Annotated in this window: 20 protein-coding genes; 19 read left to right on the forward strand and 1 reads right to left on the reverse strand. The window is 69.8% G+C overall.

Going from position 1 to position 21,678, the window contains the following annotated elements; translation table 11 throughout:
• The first annotated feature begins 120 nt into the window (after positions 1 to 120).
• From murD to C882_RS11340, 16 genes are all read left to right on the forward strand, one after another.
• On the forward strand, positions 121 to 1,530 hold the full coding sequence (murD, locus tag C882_RS11270) for a UDP-N-acetylmuramoyl-L-alanine--D-glutamate ligase (RefSeq protein WP_009540731.1): 1,410 nt from the start codon (positions 121 to 123) through the stop codon (positions 1,528 to 1,530).
• Positions 1,527 to 2,657, forward strand: a complete 1,131-nt coding sequence (gene ftsW / locus C882_RS11275) for a putative lipid II flippase FtsW (RefSeq protein WP_009540732.1) — start codon at positions 1,527 to 1,529, stop codon at positions 2,655 to 2,657. Before murD ends, ftsW begins: the two co-directional genes overlap by 4 nt.
• Entirely contained in the window at positions 2,657 to 3,814 is a 1,158-nt protein-coding gene (gene murG, locus C882_RS11280; protein WP_009540733.1) for an undecaprenyldiphospho-muramoylpentapeptide beta-N-acetylglucosaminyltransferase, read from the forward strand. Before ftsW ends, murG begins: the two co-directional genes overlap by 1 nt.
• A complete protein-coding gene (murC, locus tag C882_RS11285) occupies positions 3,811 to 5,238 on the forward strand; it encodes a UDP-N-acetylmuramate--L-alanine ligase (RefSeq protein ID WP_009540734.1) in 1,428 nt (475 codons plus the stop codon). The genes murG and murC overlap by 4 nt, the downstream gene beginning before the upstream one ends.
• A complete protein-coding gene (murB, locus tag C882_RS11290) occupies positions 5,235 to 6,245 on the forward strand; it encodes a UDP-N-acetylmuramate dehydrogenase (protein WP_009540735.1) in 1,011 nt (336 codons plus the stop codon). The genes murC and murB overlap by 4 nt, the downstream gene beginning before the upstream one ends.
• Positions 6,242 to 7,168 (forward strand): D-alanine--D-alanine ligase, encoded by a 927-nt coding sequence (locus C882_RS11295; protein ID WP_009540736.1) that lies wholly within the window; start codon positions 6,242 to 6,244, stop codon positions 7,166 to 7,168. The genes murB and C882_RS11295 overlap by 4 nt, the downstream gene beginning before the upstream one ends.
• Entirely contained in the window at positions 7,156 to 8,097 is a 942-nt protein-coding gene (locus tag C882_RS11300) for a cell division protein FtsQ/DivIB (protein WP_009540737.1), read from the forward strand. The genes C882_RS11295 and C882_RS11300 overlap by 13 nt, the downstream gene beginning before the upstream one ends.
• A gap of 51 nt (positions 8,098 to 8,148) precedes the next feature.
• The gene (gene ftsA, locus C882_RS11305) at positions 8,149 to 9,462 is read left to right on the forward strand and encodes a cell division protein FtsA (RefSeq protein ID WP_009540738.1); all 1,314 of its coding nucleotides are present in this window, start codon (positions 8,149 to 8,151) and stop codon (positions 9,460 to 9,462) included.
• 590 nt (positions 9,463 to 10,052) lie between these two features.
• The gene (gene ftsZ / locus C882_RS11310; protein ID WP_043645093.1) at positions 10,053 to 11,942 is read left to right on the forward strand and encodes a cell division protein FtsZ; all 1,890 of its coding nucleotides are present in this window, start codon (positions 10,053 to 10,055) and stop codon (positions 11,940 to 11,942) included.
• A 419-nt stretch (positions 11,943 to 12,361) separates the two neighbouring features.
• Entirely contained in the window at positions 12,362 to 13,339 is a 978-nt protein-coding gene (gene lpxC, locus C882_RS11315) for a UDP-3-O-acyl-N-acetylglucosamine deacetylase (protein WP_009540740.1), read from the forward strand.
• A 174-nt stretch (positions 13,340 to 13,513) separates the two neighbouring features.
• Positions 13,514 to 14,347, forward strand: coding sequence for an outer membrane protein assembly factor BamD (locus C882_RS11320; RefSeq protein ID WP_009540741.1), 834 nt, complete (start codon positions 13,514 to 13,516; stop codon positions 14,345 to 14,347).
• A 19-nt stretch (positions 14,348 to 14,366) separates the two neighbouring features.
• A complete protein-coding gene (gene recN, locus C882_RS11325; protein ID WP_009540742.1) occupies positions 14,367 to 16,043 on the forward strand; it encodes a DNA repair protein RecN in 1,677 nt (558 codons plus the stop codon).
• Entirely contained in the window at positions 16,043 to 18,157 is a 2,115-nt protein-coding gene (gene ligA / locus C882_RS11330) for an NAD-dependent DNA ligase LigA (RefSeq protein ID WP_009540743.1), read from the forward strand. Before recN ends, ligA begins: the two co-directional genes overlap by 1 nt.
• A 22-nt stretch (positions 18,158 to 18,179) precedes the next feature.
• Entirely contained in the window at positions 18,180 to 18,380 is a 201-nt protein-coding gene (locus C882_RS24650; RefSeq protein WP_009540744.1) for a hypothetical protein, read from the forward strand.
• Positions 18,353 to 18,580: a hypothetical protein gene (locus tag C882_RS24655; RefSeq protein WP_152415304.1), complete on the forward strand. Its 228-nt coding sequence runs from the start codon at positions 18,353 to 18,355 to the stop codon at positions 18,578 to 18,580. Before C882_RS24650 ends, C882_RS24655 begins: the two co-directional genes overlap by 28 nt.
• Positions 18,577 to 18,759, forward strand: a complete 183-nt coding sequence (locus tag C882_RS11340; protein ID WP_009540745.1) for a hypothetical protein — start codon at positions 18,577 to 18,579, stop codon at positions 18,757 to 18,759. Before C882_RS24655 ends, C882_RS11340 begins: the two co-directional genes overlap by 4 nt.
• 18 nt (positions 18,760 to 18,777) lie before the next feature.
• Here C882_RS11340 and C882_RS11345 read toward each other — a convergent pair whose 3' ends face one another.
• Entirely contained in the window at positions 18,778 to 19,263 is a 486-nt protein-coding gene (locus tag C882_RS11345; protein WP_009540746.1) for a cytochrome c family protein, read from the reverse strand.
• 321 nt (positions 19,264 to 19,584) lie between these two features.
• Between C882_RS11345 and C882_RS11350 the strand changes: the two genes are divergently transcribed.
• The 3 genes from C882_RS11350 to C882_RS23995 all read left to right on the forward strand — a co-directional run bounded on the left by C882_RS11350 (position 19,585) and on the right by C882_RS23995 (position 21,627).
• On the forward strand, positions 19,585 to 20,955 hold the full coding sequence (locus tag C882_RS11350) for a glutamine synthetase family protein (protein ID WP_009540747.1): 1,371 nt from the start codon (positions 19,585 to 19,587) through the stop codon (positions 20,953 to 20,955).
• A 110-nt stretch (positions 20,956 to 21,065) separates the two neighbouring features.
• Positions 21,066 to 21,305, forward strand: coding sequence for a type II toxin-antitoxin system CcdA family antitoxin (locus C882_RS11355; RefSeq protein ID WP_009540748.1), 240 nt, complete (start codon positions 21,066 to 21,068; stop codon positions 21,303 to 21,305).
• 4 nt (positions 21,306 to 21,309) lie between these two features.
• A complete protein-coding gene (locus C882_RS23995) occupies positions 21,310 to 21,627 on the forward strand; it encodes a CcdB family protein (protein WP_160166787.1) in 318 nt (105 codons plus the stop codon).
• Positions 21,628 to 21,678: the final 51 nt, after the last annotated feature.

Here is a 21,678-nt window from a genome sequence, read left to right on the forward strand (position 1 = left end):
AGACCGCCCGGCGATCCCCACGGCACAAAAAAGGGGGACGCCGGGCGGGCGAGATCGAAGAGGAACACCGGGCGCGCACGCGCCGGGACAGGACCTTCAGGGGGATTTGAAACGGTGACCATGGTGATCCCGCACTACGCCGGCCGCACGGTGGCGGTCCTCGGCCTCGGCAAGACCGGGCTGACGGCGGCGCGTGCGCTGTCCATGGGCGGCGCCCGCGTCAAGTGCTGGGACGACACCGCCGACCGCCGGGCCGAGGCCGAGGCCGCCGGCTTCACCTGCGTCGAGCCCACGCCCCGGTCCTGGAGCGACATCGTTGCCTGCGTCTGGAGCCCCGGCATTCCCCACACCTTCCCGAAGCCGCACCCGGCCAAGGCGATCCTCGAGGCCAAGGGCATCGCGCCGGTCTGCGACATCGAGCTTCTGCTGAACCGCTGCGCCGACGCCTTCACAGTCGCCATCACCGGCACCAACGGCAAGTCCACCACGACCGCCCTGATCGGCCACATCCTGGCGTGCGCCGGCCATCGGGTGGAAGTGGGCGGCAACCTGGGCACGCCGGTTCTGGAACTCGCGCCCCTGCCCTTCCACGGCACCTATGTGCTGGAGATGTCGAGCTACCAGCTCGAGCTGACGCCGTCGCTGTCGCCGGACGTGGCCTTGCTGCTCAACATCACGCCCGACCATTTGGCCCGCCACGGCGGCATGGACGGCTATGTCGCGGCGAAGGAGCGGATTTTCGCCAACCAGTGGCAGCCCGCCGTCGCCGTCATCGGCCAGGACGACAAGCACTGCCGCGCCATGACGCGCCGCGTTGCCCACGCCTGCAACGCCGACGTGATCCCCGTGCGCGCCGACGGCGAGGAACCGGGCGGCATCTTCACGCTGGACGGCGTGCTGTTCGACGCGACGGAGCGGGGCGGGCCGCGCGAGGTCTGCGACCTGCGGACCATACCCGCCCTGCCAGGCGCCCACAACTGGCAGAACGCCTGCGCCGCCTATGCCGCCTGCCGGGCGCGGGGCGTGCATCCGCAGACCATCGTCGCCGCCATGCGCACCTTCCCCGGCCTCGCCCACCGCCAGGAGACGGTGGCGATGATCGACGGCGTGCGCTTCGTCAACGACAGCAAGGCGACCAACGCCGAAGCGGCCGAAAAGGCGCTGACCTGCTACGGCGCCGTCTACTGGATCGCCGGCGGCCAGGCCAAGGAAGGCGGCATCGACGCGCTGAAACCCCACTTCAAGCGCATCCGCCACGCCTTCCTCATCGGCGAGGCGGCCGCGGAATTCGCCACGGTGCTGAAGGCCGAGGGCGTGCCCGTCACCATGGCCGGCACCCTGGATGAGGCCGTTCCCGCCGCCGCCGTGCGCGCCGCCCGCGACGACGTGCGCGACCCGGTCGTCCTGCTGTCGCCGGCCTGTGCGTCGTGGGACCAGTTCAAGAGCTTCGAGCACCGGGGCGACACCTTCCGCGCCCTGGTCGCGCGCATGGAGGCGCGCGGCGCCGCCGCCGGTGGAGGCGCCGCATGACGACCATCTCCATCTCGCGCACCGACACGAGCATTCTCGGCCGCTGGTGGTGGACGGTCGATCGCCTGATGCTGGCCGCCGTGGTGGCGCTGATCGGCATCGGCGTGTTCCTGGTCATGGCCGCCGGCCCCGCCGCCGCCGGGCGCATCGGCGTCGACCCCTTCCACTTCGTCAGCCGGCAGGCGGTGTTCCTGCCCATGGCGCTCGCGGTCATGCTGTTCGTCTCGCTGCTGGACCCGCGCACGGTGCGGCGCCTGGCCGTGCTGGGCTTTGCCGGCACGGTGGTGGCGCTGGCGGCGACGCTGGTGGTCGGCACCGAAATCAAGGGCGCGGCCCGGTGGATTCACCTGGGCCCCCTGTCGGTGCAGCCGTCGGAGTTCGTGAAACCATTCTTCGCCGTCACCGCCGCCTGGATGTTCGCCGCCGCGCGCGAGCATGAAGGCTTCCCCGGCCAGTGGATCAGCATCGGCCTGTACGCCGTGGTGGCGGCCCTGCTGCTGGCCCAGCCGGACGTCGGCATGACGCTGGTGGTTTCCAGCGTCTGGGCGGCGCAGTTCTTCCTGGCCGGCCTGCCCATGGTGCTGGTGGTGCTGTTCGCCGCCGCCGGCCTGGGCGCGGCGGTGGGCGCCTACTTCCTGTTCGACCACGTCAAAAGCCGCGTCGACCGCTTCCTGGACCCGGCCAGCGGCGACACCTACCAGATCGACAAGGCGATGGAAGCCTTCCGCGACGGCGGCCTGTTCGGCCGCGGCCCCGGCGAGGGCCGGGTGAAGGAGCTGCTGCCCGACGCCCACACCGACTTCATCTTCGCCGTCGCCGGGGAAGAGTTCGGCCTGCTGCTGTGCCTGGTGATCGTCGCCCTGTTCGCCTTCATCGTGCTGCGCGGCATCTCGCGCGCCATGCAGGAGGACAACCTGTTCGTCCTGCTGGCCGTCGGCGGTCTGGTCTGCCAGTTCGGCCTGCAGGCGCTCATCAACATGGCGTCCAGCCTGCACCTGATGCCCACCAAGGGGATGACGCTGCCCTTCGTGTCCTACGGCGGCTCGTCGACGCTGGCTCTGGCGCTGGCCTTCGGGATGCTGCTGGCGCTCACCCGGCGTCGCCCCGCCGGACAGGGAGGCTTCTGATGGCCAGGATCGTCCTTACCGCCGGCGGCACCGGCGGCCACGTCTTCCCCGCCGAGGCCCTGGCCGCGACCCTGCTGGAGCGCGGCCACGACCTGACGCTGGTCACCGACGCCCGCGGCGCCGAATACGGCGGCGTGCTGGGCCAGTTGAAGACCGTGCGCGTGCGCGCCGGGCAGGTCGCCGGGCGCGGCCGCCTGGGGCAGATGGCGGGCCTGTTCGACATCCTGCGCGGCGCCTGGGAGGCCCGGAGGATCCTGGCCGGCATGAACCCGGCCGTGGTGGTGGGCTTTGGCGGCTATGCCTCGATCCCGGCCATGGCGGCGGCGTCCATGCTGCACCTGCCGACCATCATCCACGAGCAGAACGGCGTGCTGGGCCGCGCCAACCGGATGCTCGCGAAAAAGGTTACCGCCGTCGCCACCAGCTTCGAGGACGTGCGCCGTCTGCCGCCCGGCGTGGCGCACGAGCGCGTCGGCATGCCGGTGCGTCAGGCCATCGTCGATGTGCGCGACACCCCCTACCCCGACACCGGGCCCGACGCCCGCCTGCGCGTGCTGGTGCTGGGCGGCAGCCAGGGCGCGCGCGTGCTGTCGGACATCGTACCCGGTGCGCTGGCCGCGCTGCCCGAGGGCCTGCGCCGTCGGCTGGAGGTCACGCAGCAGTGCCGGCCCGAGGACCTGGACCGGGTGCGCGGCGCCTATGACGAGGCCGACCTGGGTCATGTGGCGCTGTCGGATTTCTTCTCCGACGTGCCGCAGCGGCTGGCCGAGGCGCATCTGGTGATCGCCCGCGCCGGCGCCTCCACGGTGGCCGAGGCCATGGTGGTGGGACGCCCCGCGATCCTGGTGCCCCTGCCCCACGCCATCGACGATCACCAGACGGCCAATGCCCAGGCACTGGACGCCGCCGGGGGCGGCTGGCTGATCCCGCAGGACCGCTTCACGGTGGAGCTTCTGGCCGCCCGCCTGACGGACCTGTTCGAGATGCCGGCCACGCTGCGCGCCGCCGCCGGGGCCGCGCGCGCCGTGGGCGTGCCCGACGCCGCCGCCCGCCTGGCCGACCTGGTGGAGGCCACGATGCGCAAGCCCGCCGGTGGAGCCGGCGCGGCCGAGGCCGAGACGACAGAAAAGACCGTGACCAAGGAGACCGCCCAATGAGGGCCATGCCGCTCGACATCGGACCCATCCACTTCGTCGGCATCGGCGGCATCGGCATGTCCGGCATCGCCGAAATCCTGGCGAACCTGGGATACCGCGTGCAGGGCTCCGACATGGCGGAAAACGCCAACGTGCAGCGCCTGCGCGGCCTGGGCGTCACGGTCAACATCGGCCATTCGGCGGAAAACCTGGGCGACGCGCAGGTGGTGGTGATTTCCTCCGCCGTCAAAAGCGACAACCCCGAGGTTCAGGCCGCCCGCGCCAACCTCATCCCCGTGGTGCGCCGCGCCGAGATGCTGGCCGAGCTGATGCGCCTGAAGTGGGCCATCGCCGTCGGCGGCACCCACGGCAAGACGACCACCACCAGCATGGTCGCCAACATGCTGGACGGCGCGGGCATGGACCCCACCGTCATCAACGGCGGCATCATCAACGCCTACAAGACCAACGCGCGCCTCGGCGACGGCGAGTGGATGGTGGTGGAGGCCGACGAGAGCGACGGCACCTTCACCAAGCTGCCGGCGGTGATCGCCATCGTCACCAACATCGACCCCGAGCACATGGACCACTACGGGTCCTTCGACAAGCTGCGGGAAGCCTTTCAGACCTTCATCACCAACATCCCGTTCTATGGCCTGGCGGTGCTGTGCATCGACCACCCGGAGGTCCAGGCCATGATCCCGCGCGTTTCCGACCGGCGCGTGGTGACCTACGGCTTCAGCCCGCAGGCCGACATCCGGGCGGTGAACGTGCGCATCGGCGTCGGCGGCGCGCGGTTCGACGTGGTGGTGACGGACCGCGTCTCGGGCACGTCGCGCACCATCGGCGACCTGCGCCTGCCCATGTTCGGCGAGCACAACGTGGTCAACAGCCTCGCCCCCATCGCCATCGCGGTGGAGATGGGTGTTGCCGACGACGTCATCCGCCAGTCCATGGCGCAGTTCTCGGGCGTCAAGCGCCGCTTCACCAAGACCGGCGAGGCCGGCGGCGTGACCGTCATCGACGACTACGGCCACCACCCGGTTGAGATCGCCGCCGTGCTGCGCGCCGCCCGCGCCGCAACGACCGGCAACGTCATCGCCGTCATGCAGCCGCACCGCTACACGCGGCTGAAAAGCCTGTTCGAGGACTTCTGCACCTGCTTCAACGACGCCGACACGGTGATCGTCGCCGACGTCCACGCCGCCGGAGAGCAGCCCATCGAGGGGGCCGACCGCGACGCGCTGGTGGACGGCCTGCGCCAGCGCGGCCACCGCGGCGCCATTCCGCTCAACGGCCCCGACCACCTGGCCGAGACGGTCAAGCGCGTGGCACGCAAGGGCGACATCGTCGTCTGCCTGGGCGCGGGCAGCATCACCAACTGGGCGCACGCCCTGCCGGCGCAACTGGCCGAGCTTTATGGTCCGGAGGGCGCCGCCGAATGACCCTCGACCCGCGCCGGACCGCCGCCACCGCCGTTCCCGACACCGCCCTCGCCCGCCGCCTGGGCGATGGGCTGGCGCGCGTGCGCGGCCGGGTGAGCGCGGGCGCGGACCTGGCCCGCATCACCTGGTTCCGCGTCGGCGGCCCGGCGGAGTTGATGATCCGCCCCGTCGACGTCGACGACCTGGCCGTGGTGCTGGCCGCCAAGCCGGCCGACGTGCCGCTGACGGTGATCGGCGTGGGGTCGAACCTGCTGGTGCGCGACGGCGGCATTCCCGGCATCACCGTGCGCCTCGGCCGGGGCTTCGCCGAGATCGAGGCCGAGGACGGCTGCTTCATCCGCGCCGGCGCCGCCGCACTGGACGCGAACGTCGCCAAGGTCGCCCGCGACCACGGCATCGCGGGCCTTGAGTTCCTGACCGGCGTGCCCGGCACTATGGGCGGCGCGCTGCGCATGAACGCCGGCGCCTACGGCCGCGAGATCAAGGACGTGCTGGTGACCGCCGAGGCGCTCGACCCGGCGGGGCGGCTGCACACCCTGCGGCCCGAGGACATGGACCTGTCCTACCGCCATTGCGGCGTGCCCGAGGACTGGGTGTTCGTCGCCGCCACCCTGAAGGGCGAGCCCGGCGACCCCGACGCCATCGCGGCCCGGCTCGACGAAATCCGCAGCCAGCGGGAGGACAGCCAGCCCATCCGCACCCGCACGGGCGGCTCCACCTTCGCCAACCCGGACGGCCACAGCGCCTGGAAGCTGGTGGACGCCGCCGGCTGCCGGGGACTGACCATCGGCGGCGCGCAGGTGAGCGAAAAACACACCAACTTCCTCATCAACACCGGCACGGCCACCGCCGCCGACCTGGAAGCCCTGGGCGAGGAAGTCCGCAAGCGCGTCAGGGAAACCTCCGGCGTGGAGTTGCGCTGGGAAATCCGCCGCGTCGGCGTGCCCGCCGACCACCCGGACGCCGTCGCCGCCACCGACACCTCCGAGACGGGAGACGACGCATGACGAGCCCGCTTACCCGCCGCGTCACCGTGCTCATGGGCGGCTTCTCGGCCGAGCGCGAGGTGTCGCTCAACTCGGGCGCCGCCGCCGCCAAGGCGCTGAAGGACTACGGCTACCAGAACGTCGCCGTCATCGACGTGCCGCGCGACGTGCCGGCCTTCGTCTCGGCGCTGGCGGAGACCAAGCCCGACGTGGTGCTGAACGCGCTGCACGGCCGCTTCGGCGAGGACGGCGCCATCCAGGGCATCCTCGACATCATGGGCATCCCCTACAGCCACTCGGGCCGGCTTTCCAGCGCGATCGCCATGGACAAGCCCACCGCCAAGCTGCTGTTCGAGCGCGCGGGCATCCCGGTCGCCGCCGACCGGGTGGTGACGCGCGCCGAAATGCTGGCCGAGGGCGACCCGCTGCCGCGCCCCTACGTCATCAAGCCGCTGAACGAAGGCTCGTCGGTCGGTGTCCACATCGTGCAGGAAGGCGACAACTTCCGCCCCTTCGTGGAAGAGGACTGGCCCTTCGGCGAGAACGTCATGGTGGAAGCCTTCATCCCCGGCCGCGAACTGACGGTGGCCGTCATGGGCGACCGGCCGCTGGGGGTGACGGAAATCTTCACCGACCGGGGCTTCTACGACTACGACGCCAAGTACGCCGCCGGCGGCTCCACCCACCAGTGCCCGGCCGACATTCCGCCCGCGCTGGCGGAGGAAGCCATGGCGCTGTCGGTCAAGGCGCACGAGGCGCTGGGCTGCCGGGGCGTGTCGCGCACCGACCTGCGCTACGACGGCGAGACCCTGTACATCCTGGAAGTGAACACCCAACCCGGCATGACCGGCACCTCGCTCGTGCCCGAGCAGGCGGCCCATGCCGGCATTTCCTTCCCCGAGCTGTGTCACTGGATGGTGGAGACGGCGCGATGCGACTCTTGAGCCTCGCCATTCCCTTCCCGCCCTTGCCGGGCCTGACCGGCCGCACCGCCCGCGCCAGGGCCGCCGGCCGCCGCGCGCCGCTGCGCCGCCGCATGCCGGACCCCAAGCTCGCCGCCCTGGCCGTCGGGCTGGTGGCGCTGTCGGGCAGCGGTGCCTGGGCCGTCGGCTCCGGCGTTCTGGACCAGAAGCTCGCCCATGCCTCCAGCGGCATCGTCAGCGCCTCGGCCAAGGCCGGGCTGGCGGTGCAGAGCCTGGAAGTGGAAGGTCGCAACCGAACCTCGGGCGCGGCCATCCTGCGGGCGCTGAACGTGACACGGGGCGATCCCATCCTCGCCCTCGACATGCAGGCGGCGCGCGAGGCCGTTGAAAGCCTCCCTTGGGTCAAGGAAGCCGTGGTCTCCCGCCGCCTGCCCGGCACGCTGCACGTCGACATCACCGAACGCCATCCCATCGCGCTCTGGCAGCGCGCGCCGGGCGACTTCGTGTTGACCGACGGCACCGGCACGCCGATCGCCATCGACGACCTCTCGCGCTGGGGCCACCTGCCGGTGATCGTCGGCACCGGCGCGCCCGAGACGGCCGCCGACCTGTTCCGCCTGCTCAACACCGAACCCGCCATGGCGACCCGCGTGAAGGCCGCCACCCGCCTTGGCGACCGGCGCTGGAACCTGCTGCTCGACGATTTCGAGGCCGGCATAACGGTCAAGCTGCCCGAGCACGGCGCGGAAGCGGCCTGGAACCGCCTCGCCCGCATCGAGCGCGAGCACGGCATCCTGCGCAACGACTTGGCCGCCATCGACCTGCGCATGAGCGACCGCATGATCGTGCGGCTCAACGGCGACGGCATCCCGCCGGGCGACGCCATGAAGGGCGGCCCGGACCTGGACCGCTCGCTGCCGCTGGCGCCCGACGCCGGAACGGAGGCCTGAGCATGACCGCCATCACAGCCAACCGATTGACTCACAAGGGATAAGACGAAGGTGTCCAAGGCCAAGCGCACCGGGCTGATCGCTGCCCTCGATGTCGGGACCACGAAGGTCGCCTGCTTCATCGCCCATGCGGACGATGACGGGGGCCTGCGCGTGCTCGGCGTCGGGCATCATCGTTCCCGCGGGATGCGCGCCGGCCAGGTCGCCAACATGGAGGAACTCGAAGCCTCCATCCGCGCGGCCGTCGACGCCGCCGAGCAGATGGCCAACCAGCGCGTCCAGCGCGTGCTGGTCAACGTCACCGGCGGCAGCCCCCGATCCGAGCAGGTGGAGGTCGACGTCTCCGTCGCCGGCCATGAGATCCGCGACAAGGACGTGCGCCGCATCCTGGAGGCCGGGCAGCACCACGAGATCGGCGAGGAACGCGAACTGATCCACTGCGTGCCCGTCGGCTACACCATCGACGGCACGCCGGGCATCGTCGACCCGCGCGGCATGTACGGCGACCGCCTGGGCGTCACCATCCACCTGATTTCCGCCGCCATCGGCGCCTCGCGCAACCTGGCGACGGTGGTGGAGCGCAGCCACCTGGAGATCGAGGCGCGCGTGGTCAGCCCCTATGCCTCGGGCCTCGCCTGCGCGGTGGACGACGAGAAGGAAATGGGCGTCACCGTCATCGACATGGGCGGCGGCACCACCACCGTTTCCGTCTTCCAGGACGGCCACATCCTGCACGTCGGATCTGTGCCCGTGGGCGGCAACCACGTCACCAACGACATCGCCAAGGTGCTGTCCACTCCGGTCTCCAACGCGGAACGGCTGAAGACGGTCTACGGCAGCGTCATCTCCACCCCCGCCGACGACCGCGATCTTCTGAAGGTGCCGCTGGTCGGCGAGGAGGACGACACCACCCCCAACGAGGTGCCGCGCAGCCAGCTGGTCCACATCATCCGCCCGCGCGTGGAAGAGACGCTGGAGCTGGTGCGCCGCCACCTGGACGCCGCGGGGCTGCTGCATCAGGTCGGCCCGCGCTGCGTCATCACCGGCGGGGCGAGTCAGATCGCGGGCCTGCGCGACCTGGCGGAAAGCATTCTGGAAAAGCAGGTCCGCCTCGGCCGGCCGCTTCGCATCAAGGGCCTGCCGGAGAGTGTCTCCGGCCCGGCCTTCTCCACCGTTGCCGGCCTGGTGCGCTATGCCGCGCAGGACCACGTGGAGACGCCTGACCAGAGGGACGCCGACGACGACCGCGCGGCCTCCGGCAAGGGCAAGGGAAAGAGCAAGACCAAGGGCAGCAAGGGCAAGGGCAAGGCCGAAACGGCCACCGGCCTCGGCCGCATCACACAGTGGTTTCGGGAGAACTTCTGATGTCTGGACACAGCGACTGGCGAATGATGGACGAGCACGGCCGCGTGATCGGCCCGGACGGTCTCCCGATCGTGTGGGAGAAGCGGGCCGAACCCGCAGAGGCACCCGGCGGCGCCGCGGCGCGCGAGGTGCGGGCCCTGGCGGCCACCGTGGCCGGGGCCGAGGCCCTGCACGTGCTGCTCTACGGCGCACCCGCCGAAGAGTCCGACGGTGCGGCCGACAAGACTCCCGAAGTAATGGAACACGCCGAAGGTGGTAGCCCGGAACCGGAAGTGTCCTCGCAACCAGCGGAACCGGCTGATAAGAATCAGGAATTGGGTCTTGCGGACGATGTTCTGGACGTGACGCCCTCGAGCATGGCGCCCCGCCCGGAAAACCGTGAGAGTCCAGCAGCAAGCGACGTCCTGACCGATCAGGAACGGAACCTGCTGGACTCCCTTTCGAGTCCACTCGAAAGGGCAGATTTGGATGCCGAGAGGGGAACTGACAGCGAACATCCCGAAGATTTTGCGACTCGGGAAAAAACTTCGCTGAACAAAGAAGAAAATCCTGCTATTCCTACCGATGTTCAGACGCACACGGAGGCTAACATGCCGATCAATTTCCATGCGCCCGATGGGCCCGGAGCGCAGCTGAAGCCCCGCATCACCGTGGTGGGTGTCGGCGGCGCCGGCGGAAACGCCGTCAACAACATGATCACCAGCGGTCTGGAAGGTGTCGACTTCGTCGTCGCCAACACCGACGCGCAGGCGCTGGCCCACGCCCGCACCGACCGCCGCATCCAGCTCGGCCAGGACGTGACGCAGGGCCTGGGCGCCGGCGCCCGCCCCGACGTCGGCATGGCCGCGGCGGAAGAGACCTACGAGACCATCGCCAAGGAGATGGAAGGCTCGAACATGGTGTTCATCACCGCCGGCATGGGCGGTGGCACGGGCACCGGCGCGGCGCCGGTCATCAGCCGCATCGCGCGCGACATGGGCATCCTGACCGTCGGCGTCGTGACCAAGCCCTTCCAGTTCGAGGGCGTGCACCGCATGCGCCTGGCCGAACAGGGCATCGAGGAGCTGGCGCAGTACGTCGACACGCTCATCATCATCCCCAACCAGAACCTGTTCCGCGTCGCCAACGAGCGCACGACCTTCGCAGACGCCTTCAAGATGGCCGACGATGTGCTGAACTCGGGCGTGCGCTCGGTCACCGACCTGATGGTGATGCCGGGCCTCATCAACCTTGACTTCGCCGACGTCCGCACCGTCATGTCCGGCATGGGCCGCGCCATGATGGGCACCGGCGAGGCCGACGGCGAAAGCCGCGCCATCCAGGCCGCCGAGGCCGCCATCGCCAACCCGCTGCTGGAAGACACCTGCATGAAGGGCGCCGGCGGCGTGCTGATCAACATCACCGGCGGCCCCGACATCACCCTGTTCGAGGTCGACGAGGCCGCGAACCGCATCAAGGACGAAGTGGAAAGCCCCGACGCGCACATCATCTTCGGCTCCTGCTTCGACGAGGGCATGGAAGGCAAGATGCGCGTCTCGGTCGTCGCCACCGGCATCGCCGCCGAGGCCGTCATGGCCCATCCGCGCAGCACCGGCATGAGCGCCGGCGGCATGGGTGCGCCCCGCCCGGCCCCGCTGAGCGTCAGCAGCCCCTCCGCCGCCGAGAAGCCGGCCCAGCCGCAGCGCCAGCAGCCGGCCGCCACCGAGGAAGACGCCGAGCCCATGACGGCCCGCCTGCAGCGCGCCGCCGAGGCGCTGGACGTCGGCCGCGAGCGCGAGGCCGCCCCGGCCGGGCAGCACCAGCCGCAGCCGGTGGAGGCCCGCGCCGAACACCAGCACCAGCAGGAGCACCGCGCCACCGGCACCGACGGCGCGCCCGCGCCGACCGGCTTCAGCCAGCCGCGCTTCCCGCAGCCGCGCGAGAGCTTCATCCCGCGTCCGCCGGTCAGCCCGAACGGCGGCCACGACACCGGCCGTCCGTCCGAGCCGGCACCGGAAAGCCGCGGCTATCAGGCCCAGCCGCAGCCGCACTCGCGCGAGGCCGCCCCGGCGCCGCAGCAGCGTCCGCAGCCCCAGCAGCCGGCCGCCCCGCGCGCCGTTTCGCCGGCGCCGCGTCCGCAGCCGCTGGCGAGCCCGCAGCGTCCCGCCACCGGCGGCGGGTCCGGCCAGTCCGAGGAGCCCCGCGGCCTGGCCGGCGGCCTGCTCGCCCGCATGACCGGCCTGGCCCGGCGCCATGCCGCGCCGCAGGCCCAGGAGCCCGAGGTCCGCACCAGCGCGCCCCAGGCCCGCCGGACCGAGCCGCAGCGCGAGGAGCCGGCGGCCCGCGACCAGCAGCACCAGCCGGCGCAGCAGCCCGAGGGCAACCGCGCCCGTGACGACCAGTACCGCCTGGCCGTCGACCCCGATGACCGGGTCCAGACCTCGTCCCAGGAAGACGACGAGCTGGAAATCCCGGCCTTCCTGCGCCGTCAGGCCAACTGATCTGACGCAGCGCACCGGCAGCCTCTGCCGGACGTCTGAACAAAAACTCATACCGGTCCGTCTTCTGGCGGACCGGTTTTTTTCTTGCACGGCCTCCACGAAGACTAGAGGCGCGCATCTTTCTTTTCTACCGTTGCGCGGCCGGGAGCCCTTCCCGGCGCGGGTCGCCCAGCCGCCTTCCGCCCTTCGATCATGGAGCCGAATTCCCCCTGCGGGCGTCCCCGCGGCGCCGGCTGATGCGCCTGAAACGCCGGTAACATTCTGCAACAAACATTGATTTGAGACCTGGGCAGGCGCGGGGTACAAACGCACCATCGCGAGAGAGCGAGCAGAAGCCCCCAGGGGCGTCGGCAGTCCCCGATAAAGAGTGGACGCCACGATCCGACAAAAAGGGGGCGATCGCGGAAGAGGAAGTAGAAATGTTCGTCGAAAAATCCCAGGCCGAGTTCAAGGCTGGCGCCACCGCCGCCTACGTGCCCCAGCGCACCCTCAAGACGTCCATTTCCTGCACCGGCGTCGCCCTGCACACGGGCGCCAAGGTGACCATGACCCTGCGCCCGGCCGAGCCCGACACGGGCATCGTGTTCCGCCGCACCGACATCGCCGGCCGCGGCGCCGAGATCCCGGCGCGGTGGGATCATGTCGCCGATAGCCGCCTGTGCACCGTCATCGCCAATGCCGACGGCGTCACCGTCGCCACCATCGAACACCTGATGGCCGCCCTGGCCGGCATGGGGATCGACAACGTGGTGGTGGAGCTGAACGGCCCGGAAGTTCCCGTCATGGACGGCTCCTCCGCGCCGTTTGTCTTCCTGATCGAATGCGCCGGGGTGCTGGCCCAGGCCGCGCCGCGCAAGGCGATCCGGGTTCTCAAGCCGGTCAGCCGCAGCAACGGGCAGACGGTGGCTTCCTTCACGCCGGCCCACGATGGGCTGACGCTGGACTTCGAGATCGATTTCGCGGCCAAGGCCATCGGCCGCCAGCGCGAGGCCTTCCTGCTGACGCCGGCCACCTTCAAGGCTGAAATCGCGCGCGCCCGCACCTTCGGCATGCTGGAAGACATTCCCAGAATGCGCGAAGCGGGCCTCGGCCTCGGCGGGTCGCTGGACAATGCGGTGGTTGTGAACGGCGACCAGATCCTCAACGAGGACGGCCTGCGCTTCGACACGGAATTCGTGCGCCACAAGATCCTGGATGCCGTTGGCGACCTGGCGCTGGCCGGGCATCCCATCGTCGGCCACTATCACGGCGTGCGCTCCAGCCATGCGCACAACAACGTCCTGCTGCGCGCCCTGCTGAACGATCCCGCGGCCTGGACGCTGGAGCCCCTGCGCCCCGGCGTGCACGCCCCGGCCGGCAGCGCCGCCGCCGAGGCCGAACAGCGCCTGAGCGCCTGAGGCGCGCACCCCGGCAAAGCGCATCTTTTCCTCTTCCCCAACGTCGCCGCGCCCCGTCGCGGCGACGTTTTTCTTTGCGGAAGAACCGGCCGGACACTAACTGCTGACACTGCCGCCGCCGGTGCTGTATAGTGCGCCAGCCGTCGAACAGCCTGCGAACATTCACGAGCCGAGATGACCGCGTTCCTCCCCTCCGCCTCCGCCGTCCTGCGCCGCACCGCCCTGGCCGCGGCGCTTGCCGCCGCGCTGGCCGCCTGCTCCTCCAACGATGAACCGGAGCCCTATGTGGAGCGGCCGGTGGAGGAGTTGTACAACGAGGCCATGGACAGCCTGGACTCGGGCAACTTCAAGCAGGCCGCCCAGGCCTTCGACGAGGTGGAGCGCCAGCATCCCTATTCCTCGTGGGCGACGCGCGCGCAGTTGATGTCGGCCTATTCCTATTACGAGGACGAGGCCTACGACGACGCCATCATCGCGCTCGACCGCTTCATCCAGCTGCACCCCGGCAACGAGGACGTGCCCTACGCCTACTATCTGAAGGCGCTGAGCTATTACGAGCAGATCAGCTCCGTCGGGCGCGACCAGAAGATGACCCAGTTGGCCGCCAGCGCGCTGCAGGACGTCATCAACCGCTTCCCCGACACCCGTTATGCCCGCGACGCCAAGCTGAAGCTTGACCTGACCGTGGACCACATGGCGGGCAAGGAAATGCACGTCGGCCGCTACTATCTGCGGCAGAAGCAGTACCTTGCGGCCGTGAACCGGTTCCGCGAGGTGGTCGAGAACTACCAGACCACCACCCACGTCCCCGAAGCCCTCTACCGTCTGGTGGAGGCCTACACCCTGCTCGGCATGGACGGAGAAGCGCAGAAGGCGGCCGCGGTGCTCGGCCACAACTACCCCGGCAGCGAGTGGTACCAGGACGCCTACGCCGTGGCCCAGGGCGGCGAGCCCGTGACCGACACGGCGCAGGACGGCTGGATGCCCGAACTTCCGAAGATCTGGTAACGGGAACGGCGGCGCCTCCATGCTTGTCAGCCTGTCGATCCGAGACGTCGTCCTGATCGACCGCCTGGACCTCCACTTCGAGGGAGGCTTGAGCGTCCTCACCGGCGAGACCGGTGCCGGCAAGTCCATCCTGCTGGACAGCCTGGGGCTTGCGCTGGGCGACCGGGCCGACAGCGGCCTCGTCCGCCACGGCTCGGACCAGGCTGTGGTGACGGCCGTCTTCGACCTGCCGCCCGGCCACCCGGCACGCGACATCCTCGGCGAACAGGGCCTGGACGCCGGCGAGGACGTGCTGACGGTCCGCCGGGTCGTCACCAGGGACGGCCGCTCGCGCGCCTTCGCCGACGACCAGCCGGTCTCCGTCGGCCTGCTGCGCAAGCTGGGCGACACGCTGGTGGAAATCCACGGCCAGTTCGACACCCATGGCCTGCTGAACCCCGCCACGCACCTGGGCATCCTCGATGCCTACGGCGGCCTGGAGAAGCAGGCCGCCGCCGTCAAGCGCGCCTGGACCGGCTGGCGCGCCAAGGCCGCCGAGCGCGCCCAGGCCGAGGCCGACCTCGCCAAGGACCGCGAGGAGGAAGAGGCCCTGCGCCATTCCGTGGAGGAACTGCGCGCGCTGAACCCCAAGCCCGGCGAGGAAGCGGAGCTTGCGGAAAAGCGGGGGCAGCTCATGCACGGCGAGCAGATCGCCGAGAGCCTCAACGGCGCGCTGAATGCGGTTTCGCAGGACTGCGACGTGGAGGCCGCCTTCCGCCACGCCCAGCGGTCGCTGCAACGGGTGCTCGACAAGGCTGAAAGCACGGTGCAGCCCATCCTGGACGCGCTCGACCGCGCCGCCATCGAGGCGTCGGAGGCGCTCAACCAGTTGGAACGCGCGGTGGGCGAGATCGACCTGGACCCGCGCCATCTGGAGCAGGTGGAGGAACGCCTGTTCGACATGCGCGCGCTCGCCCGCAAGCATTCCTGCGAGCCCGACGACCTGCCCGCCGTGGCGGAGCGCTTCGAGAAACGGCTTGCGGCGCTGGAAGGCGGCGGGTCGGACATCGCCCGCCTGCTGCGCGAGGAACAGGCCGCCCGCCAGACCTATGTGGAGGCCGCCCGCGCGTTGTCGAAGGGCCGCGCCGCCGCCGCCGGCACGCTCGACCGCAAGGTCAAGGCGGAGCTGGCGCCGCTCAAGCTGGACAAGGCGGCCTTCGTCACGCGCGTGGAGGAACGGCCGGAGGAGGACTGGTCCTCGGACGGGCTGGACCGCGTCGCCTTCCTGGTCGCCACCAACCCCGGCGCGCCGCCGGGGCCGCTCAACAAGATCGCCTCGGGCGGCGAACTGTCGCGGTTTACCTTGGCGCTGAAGGTGATCCTGGCCGCCATCGGGCCGGTGCCGTCGCTCATCTTCGACGAGGTCGACGCCGGCATCGGCGGCGCCACCGCCGCCGCCGTGGGCGAGCGGCTGGAGCGCCTCGCGGCCGAGCTTCAGGTGCTGGTGGTCACCCACAGCCCGCAGGTGGCCGCGCGCGGCCAGCACCACTTCCGCGTCGCCAAGTTCGAGACCAAGGGCCGCGTCTCCACCACCGTCACCCGTCTTGACCAGCCCGAGCGCCGCGAGGAAGTGGCGCGCATGCTGGCCGGCGAGCGCGTGACGGAAGAGGCCCGCGCCGCCGCCGACAGCCTTCTCACCGCCACGACGACTGCCTGATGCCGACCGAGACCGACACCGCCGCCGCCCTGCGCACCAAGCCCGTCCCCGAGCTGACGCGGGAGGAGGCGGAAACCGAGCTTGCCGCGCTGGCCGCAGTCCTGGCGGAGCATGACCGGCTGTACCACACCGAGGACGCGCCCGAGGTTTCCGACGCCGAATACGACGCGCTGAAGGCCCGCAACGCCGACATCGAGAAGCGGTTCCCGGCTCTGGTGCGGGCCGACAGCCCGTCGCAGCGGGTGGGCGCGGCGCCGGCGGCTGGGTTCTCCAAGGTGCGCCACCGCGTGCCCATGCTGTCGCTGGACAACGTGTTCTCGGAAGACGAACTGCGGGACTTCCTGGCCGGTCTCCGCCGCTTTCTCAAGCTGGACGACGACGCGGACCTGGAGATCGTCGCCGAGCCCAAGATCGACGGCCTGTCCTTCAACGCGCGCTACGAGAACGGCGTCTTCGTCCAGGCCGCCACCCGCGGCGACGGGCAGGAGGGCGAGGACATCACCGCCAACATGCGCACCATCGCCGACCTGCCCGACCGCCTGACCGGCGACGCGCCTGAGGTTCTGGAGGTGCGCGGCGAGGTCTACATGAGCCGCGACGCCTTCTTCGCCCTGAACGAACGGCAGGAGGCCGCCGGCGCCAAGGTCTTCGCCAACCCGCGCAATGCCGCCGCCGGATCGCTCCGGCAGCTCGACCCGAAGGTCACGGCCTCGCGTCCGCTGGCGCTGTTCGCCTATTCCTGGGGCGAGGTCGTGGGATACGAGGCCGACACCCACTGGGGCTATCTGGAGCAGCTTCATGCCTGGGGGCTGCCGACCAACCCCGAGGCGCGGTTGTGCCGAAACGTCGATGACTTGATGACACTTTATCAAGAAATCTTCGAGAAAAGGCCGACGTTGCCCTACGACATCGACGGCATCGTCTACAAGGTCAACCGCATCGACTGGCAGAAGCGCCTGGGCTTCGTCAGCCGCAGCCCGCGCTGGGCCGTGGCGCACAAGTTCCCGGCCGAGCAGGCCCAGACGGTGCTGGAGGCCATCGAGATCCAGGTCGGCCGCACCGGCGCGCTGACGCCCGTCGCCCACCTGACGCCGGTGACCGTCGGCGGCGTGGTGGTCAGCCGCGCCACGCTGCACAACGAGGACGAGATCGCGCGGAAGGACGTGCGCGTCGGCGACACGGTGCGCATCCAGCGCGCCGGCGACGTCATCCCCCAGGTGCTGGGCGTGGTGGAGGGCACCGAACGCGGACCGGAGCCCTACGTCTTCCCCGACCACTGCCCCGTCTGCGGCAGCCAGGCCATCCGCGAGGAAGGCGAGGCCGTGCGCCGCTGCACCGGCGGCCTGATCTGCGCGGCGCAGGCCAAGGAGCGCCTGAAACACTTCGTCAGCCGTGACGCCTTCGACATTGAGGGCATGGGCGCGAAGAACGTCGAGTTGTTCTTCGAAAAGGAGTTCATCCGCGCCCCCGCCGACATCTTCAAGCTGCACGAGTTGGAGCAGCCGGGCCAAAAGCGCATCTCCAGCCTGCCCGGCTTCGGTGAAAAATCGGCGCAAAAGCTGTTCGCCGCGATCGAGGAGCGCAAGCGGATCAGTCTGGATCGCTTCATCTATGCACTCGGCATCCGTCAGGTGGGCCAGGCCACCGCGCGGCTTCTGGCCCAGAGCTACCACACGCTGGACGCCCTGCGCGAGGCCATGATCGCGGCGGCGGATAAGGAGTCCGACGCCCACAAGGACCTGGTGAACATCGAGGGCATCGGCGAAAGCATGGCCGACGACATCACCGGCTTCTTCACCGAGGAGCACAACCAGCAGGTCCTTGACGACCTTCTGGCGGTGGGTCTGGAGGTCCAGCCTTTCGAGGGCCGGGTTTCCACCGACAGCCCCATCGCCGGCAAGACGGTGGTCTTCACCGGCGCCCTGGAAACCATGAGCCGCGGCGAAGCCAAGGCCCGCGCCCAATCGCTCGGCGCCAAGGTGGCGGGCTCCGTCTCCAAGAAGACCGACCTGGTGGTCGCCGGCCCCGGCGCGGGCTCCAAGCTGAAGCAGGCGCAGGAACTCGGCGTGGAGACCATGACGGAAGAGGAATACCTGGCGTATATTGGGAGCTGATCCCGCCGGCCGAGGACCCGCCATGGAAGACCTGCCGTACCGCGAGGAGTTCGTCAGGGCCGTCGAAATCCTGGCGCAGGCGAACCGTGAACTCGGTCCCGACAGCGGGAAGATGCCCATCATCGTGGGTGGCGCGGCGGTCGAGTTCTACACCTCCGGCGCTTTCGACACGGGCGATATCGATCTTGTCGCCGCGTGGCCTTCATCTGCCCCGAGGACCTGATCGCCGACCGCCTGGGCCAATATGCCTGCCATCCCGCCAGCATGATGTCACGGCTGGACCAGGCCATTGCCGTCTGGGAAAACCTGTCCGATACTGTGGATCTCGATTATCTGGACAAGCAGATATGCCGCCAAGCGCCGGGTTTGTCTCTCGAATGGCTTGAGCAGGAAGCCTTGAAGGCTCGAAGACACACGCCATGACCACCGTCGACTTCTTTACCTTCGGCCGCGAAATGCGGGCGCGGTTCGAGCGCCAGGGCCTGACGGACGAGGATGTGAAGCGGATGCGCACGCCCGATGAAGCGCGCACCGAAAGCAAACGAGTGCTTCTGGCCTCTATTCGCGCCAACGCGGAAGCACGCGGCCTGAAGCAGTGGTGAGCGGCTGACCGCCCTCCCCTATTCCGCCTCAAGCAGCGGCGGGGCCTCGCCTTTGGGGTCCTGGATGCTTTGCAGGTAGGCGACCAGTTCCACCAGCCGGCCCAGCACGATCTGGCGGCGGGCCTCGTCGGGCATGGGCAGGTCCTCGTAGGTGCCCTCGATCATGTAGCGCTGGCCCCACACCGGCATAAGGCGCTCGCCGTGGGCTTCCAGGCTGGCGCGGCCGTCGATCATGCGGAAGACCTCGATCACCGGAAAGCGGCCCTCGTTGGCCTCGGCCAGCTTGGTCAGGTCGGGGAAGCGCTGGCCCACATAGTTCGCCACCGGCCCGTCGCCCGCCGCGGACTCGCCGTGGCAGGGGGCGCAACTGTTCATGTATTCCAGCCGGCCCGCATCAAGCGCCGAGCCAGGTCCTGCGTCCTGCGCGGCGGCGGGCGGTGCCAGGGCCAGCACAATCAGGCCGGCGGCGGCGGTCGTGCGGCGGATGGCGGGTCGCGGGATCATGGTGGTGCCCTCCCCTGATCGGTCCTTTTCATACGCCTCGATGATTGAAATCATCGAGGCTGCGTTCACGCGCCACGCAGGCTCACGCGCCATAAGGCGCGGCGGCCAGTCGGCCTTGCCGGACGACAAGTGTATGTTTTCGAGTGTCGTACGGTATCATGCTCCCGCGAAGCACCGCCGCCCATCAATAACGCGCATGGCGAAGGCGTGTCCTCCGTCCGGCGGGCGCGGCCTTGCCTTTCGGTGGCAGGTGGGGCAGGCTGTTCAATATTTTCACCGCGCGCTCATGATCTTGAGCGCCCAGCCGCCGCAAGGTGCCCCATGAGCCGTTTCGCCGACGCCCAGGAAGCCCGCGACTTCCTTGCCGCCAACCCGGACATTCGCCGCGTCCACCTGCTGTTCACCGACATGACGGGCGTCTTCCGCGGCAAGGCGATCCAGGCGCACGAGTTGGAGGCGGCCTACCGCACGGGCCGTCCGCTGCCCACCTCCACGCTCGCCATGACGGTGCGCGGGGTCGACGTGGAAGACGCCGGCCTGCTGTGGGAGATCGGCGACCGCGACTGCACGCTGCGCCCCGTGGCGGGCACGCTGGTGCGCTGCCCGTGGATGGCGACGCCGACGGCGCAGGTTCTCATGGCGGTGGACCCCGACAGCCTGCCGGCCTACCACGCCGACCCGCGCGGCCTGCTCGCCCGGGTGGTAGACGGCATGGCGGCGGACGGGCTGCACCCGGTCATGGCGGTGGAGCTGGAGTTCTACCTGTTCGACGCCGACCGCGCCCCCGGCGCCCCGCTGGAACCCGCGCGCGGCCAGTTGTCCGGCGTTCGCCCGACCCATTCGGAAATCTGCCACACCACGGCCATCGAGGACATGGCCCCCTTCCTGGACGAGGTCTACGACGCCGCCGAGGCGCAGGGTATCGCCGCCGAAACCGCCATCAGCGAGTTCGCCGCCGGCCAGTACGAGGTCACCCTGCACCACCGCACCGACCCCATGCGGGCGGTGGACGAAGGCGTCATGCTCAAGCGCCTGGTGAAGGCGGTCGCCCAGCGTCACGGCATGGTGGCGACCTTCATGGCCAAGCCCCTGACCCATGAAGCCGGCAGCGGCATGCACCTGCACGTCAGCCTGTGCGACGCAGCGGGCCGCAACGTCTTTGCGGGAGCGGAGCCGGAAGGCAATCCGCCCCTGCGCCACGCGGTCGCGGGCCTTCTGGACACCATGGCCGACGCCACGCTGGTCTTCGCGCCGGGTGCCAACAGCTACCGCCGGTTCCAGCCGGGCTCCTACGCGCCGGTGACGCGCACCTGGGGCCTCGACAACCGGACCGTGGCGGTGCGGGTGACGGCCGGAGACCCGGAAACCCGCCACATCGAGCACCGCGTCGCGGGCGCCGACGCCAACCCCTACCTTGCCGCCGCCGCCGTGCTGGCGGGGCTGCGCCACGGTCTGAAGGAAGGCCTCGCCCCGCCGCCGGCGGTGGATGGCAACGGCTACGACCAGCCGGGTGCGCCGCTGCCGACCTCGTGGGCCGACGCCGTGGCGCTGTTCGAGCAGTCGGCGGTTCTGCGGCGCGCCTTCGGGGACGATTTCGTGCGCATGTTCGCCTGCGTGAAGGCGCAGGAGTGCAACACCTTCAACACCGAGGTCTCCGACCGCGACCTGACCTGGTACTTGCGCGATGCCTGAGGGGGGAGACGCTGGCGCGCGGAACCTGTCACGTCGGCGGAAGGCGTTGACCCTACGCACAAACGGGCGCATCTTATGCGCATGGTTCATGCGCATGAAAGGTCTGCGCCATGCCCTATGACGGCAACGCGCCCAAGAAGGCGGTCAACCTGAGCATCAACGCCGACCTGCTTCGCGAGGCGCGGGCCCTGGGGCTGAACCTGTCCCGCACCCTGGAAGAGACGCTGGAGCAGGCCGTGAAGGCGGAACGGCTGCGTAAGCGGCAGGAAGAGCTGCGCCCTATTTATGAAAGCCAGAACGCCCACTTCGCACGGGTTGGGTATATCTCGGACGAGTGGAACAACCTCTAGCAAGATGCGGCAGTTCGACGTCTTCAGAAATCCCGGCCGGAGTGCGCGCGATATTCCCTATCTTGTCGTGGTGCAATCAAGTGCTCACAGACATTGGGCGCAACGTGTCGTAGTTCCGCTCGTGTTGACGAGCCCCGCCCTCATCCTTGAAAAGCGTGTCCAGCCCGTCTTGAGGGTGGAGGGGAAAGACGTGTTTCTGAACGCTTTGGACATCACGAACATCCCGAGCGGCGCCCTCCGGGACCACGTGACCAACCTCTCCGACCAGGCCGAGGCCATCATCGCGGCCATCGACGAGGTCATCACGCGCGCCTACGACTGATCGGGGCACCTTCGGCGTCCAGGCGGCGTTTCCTCCGAACCCCGACCATTC

The sequence above is a fragment of the Caenispirillum salinarum AK4 genome (genome assembly GCF_000315795.1).
In the GTDB taxonomy this organism is placed as follows: domain Bacteria; phylum Pseudomonadota; class Alphaproteobacteria; order Rhodospirillales; family Rhodospirillaceae; genus Caenispirillum; species Caenispirillum salinarum.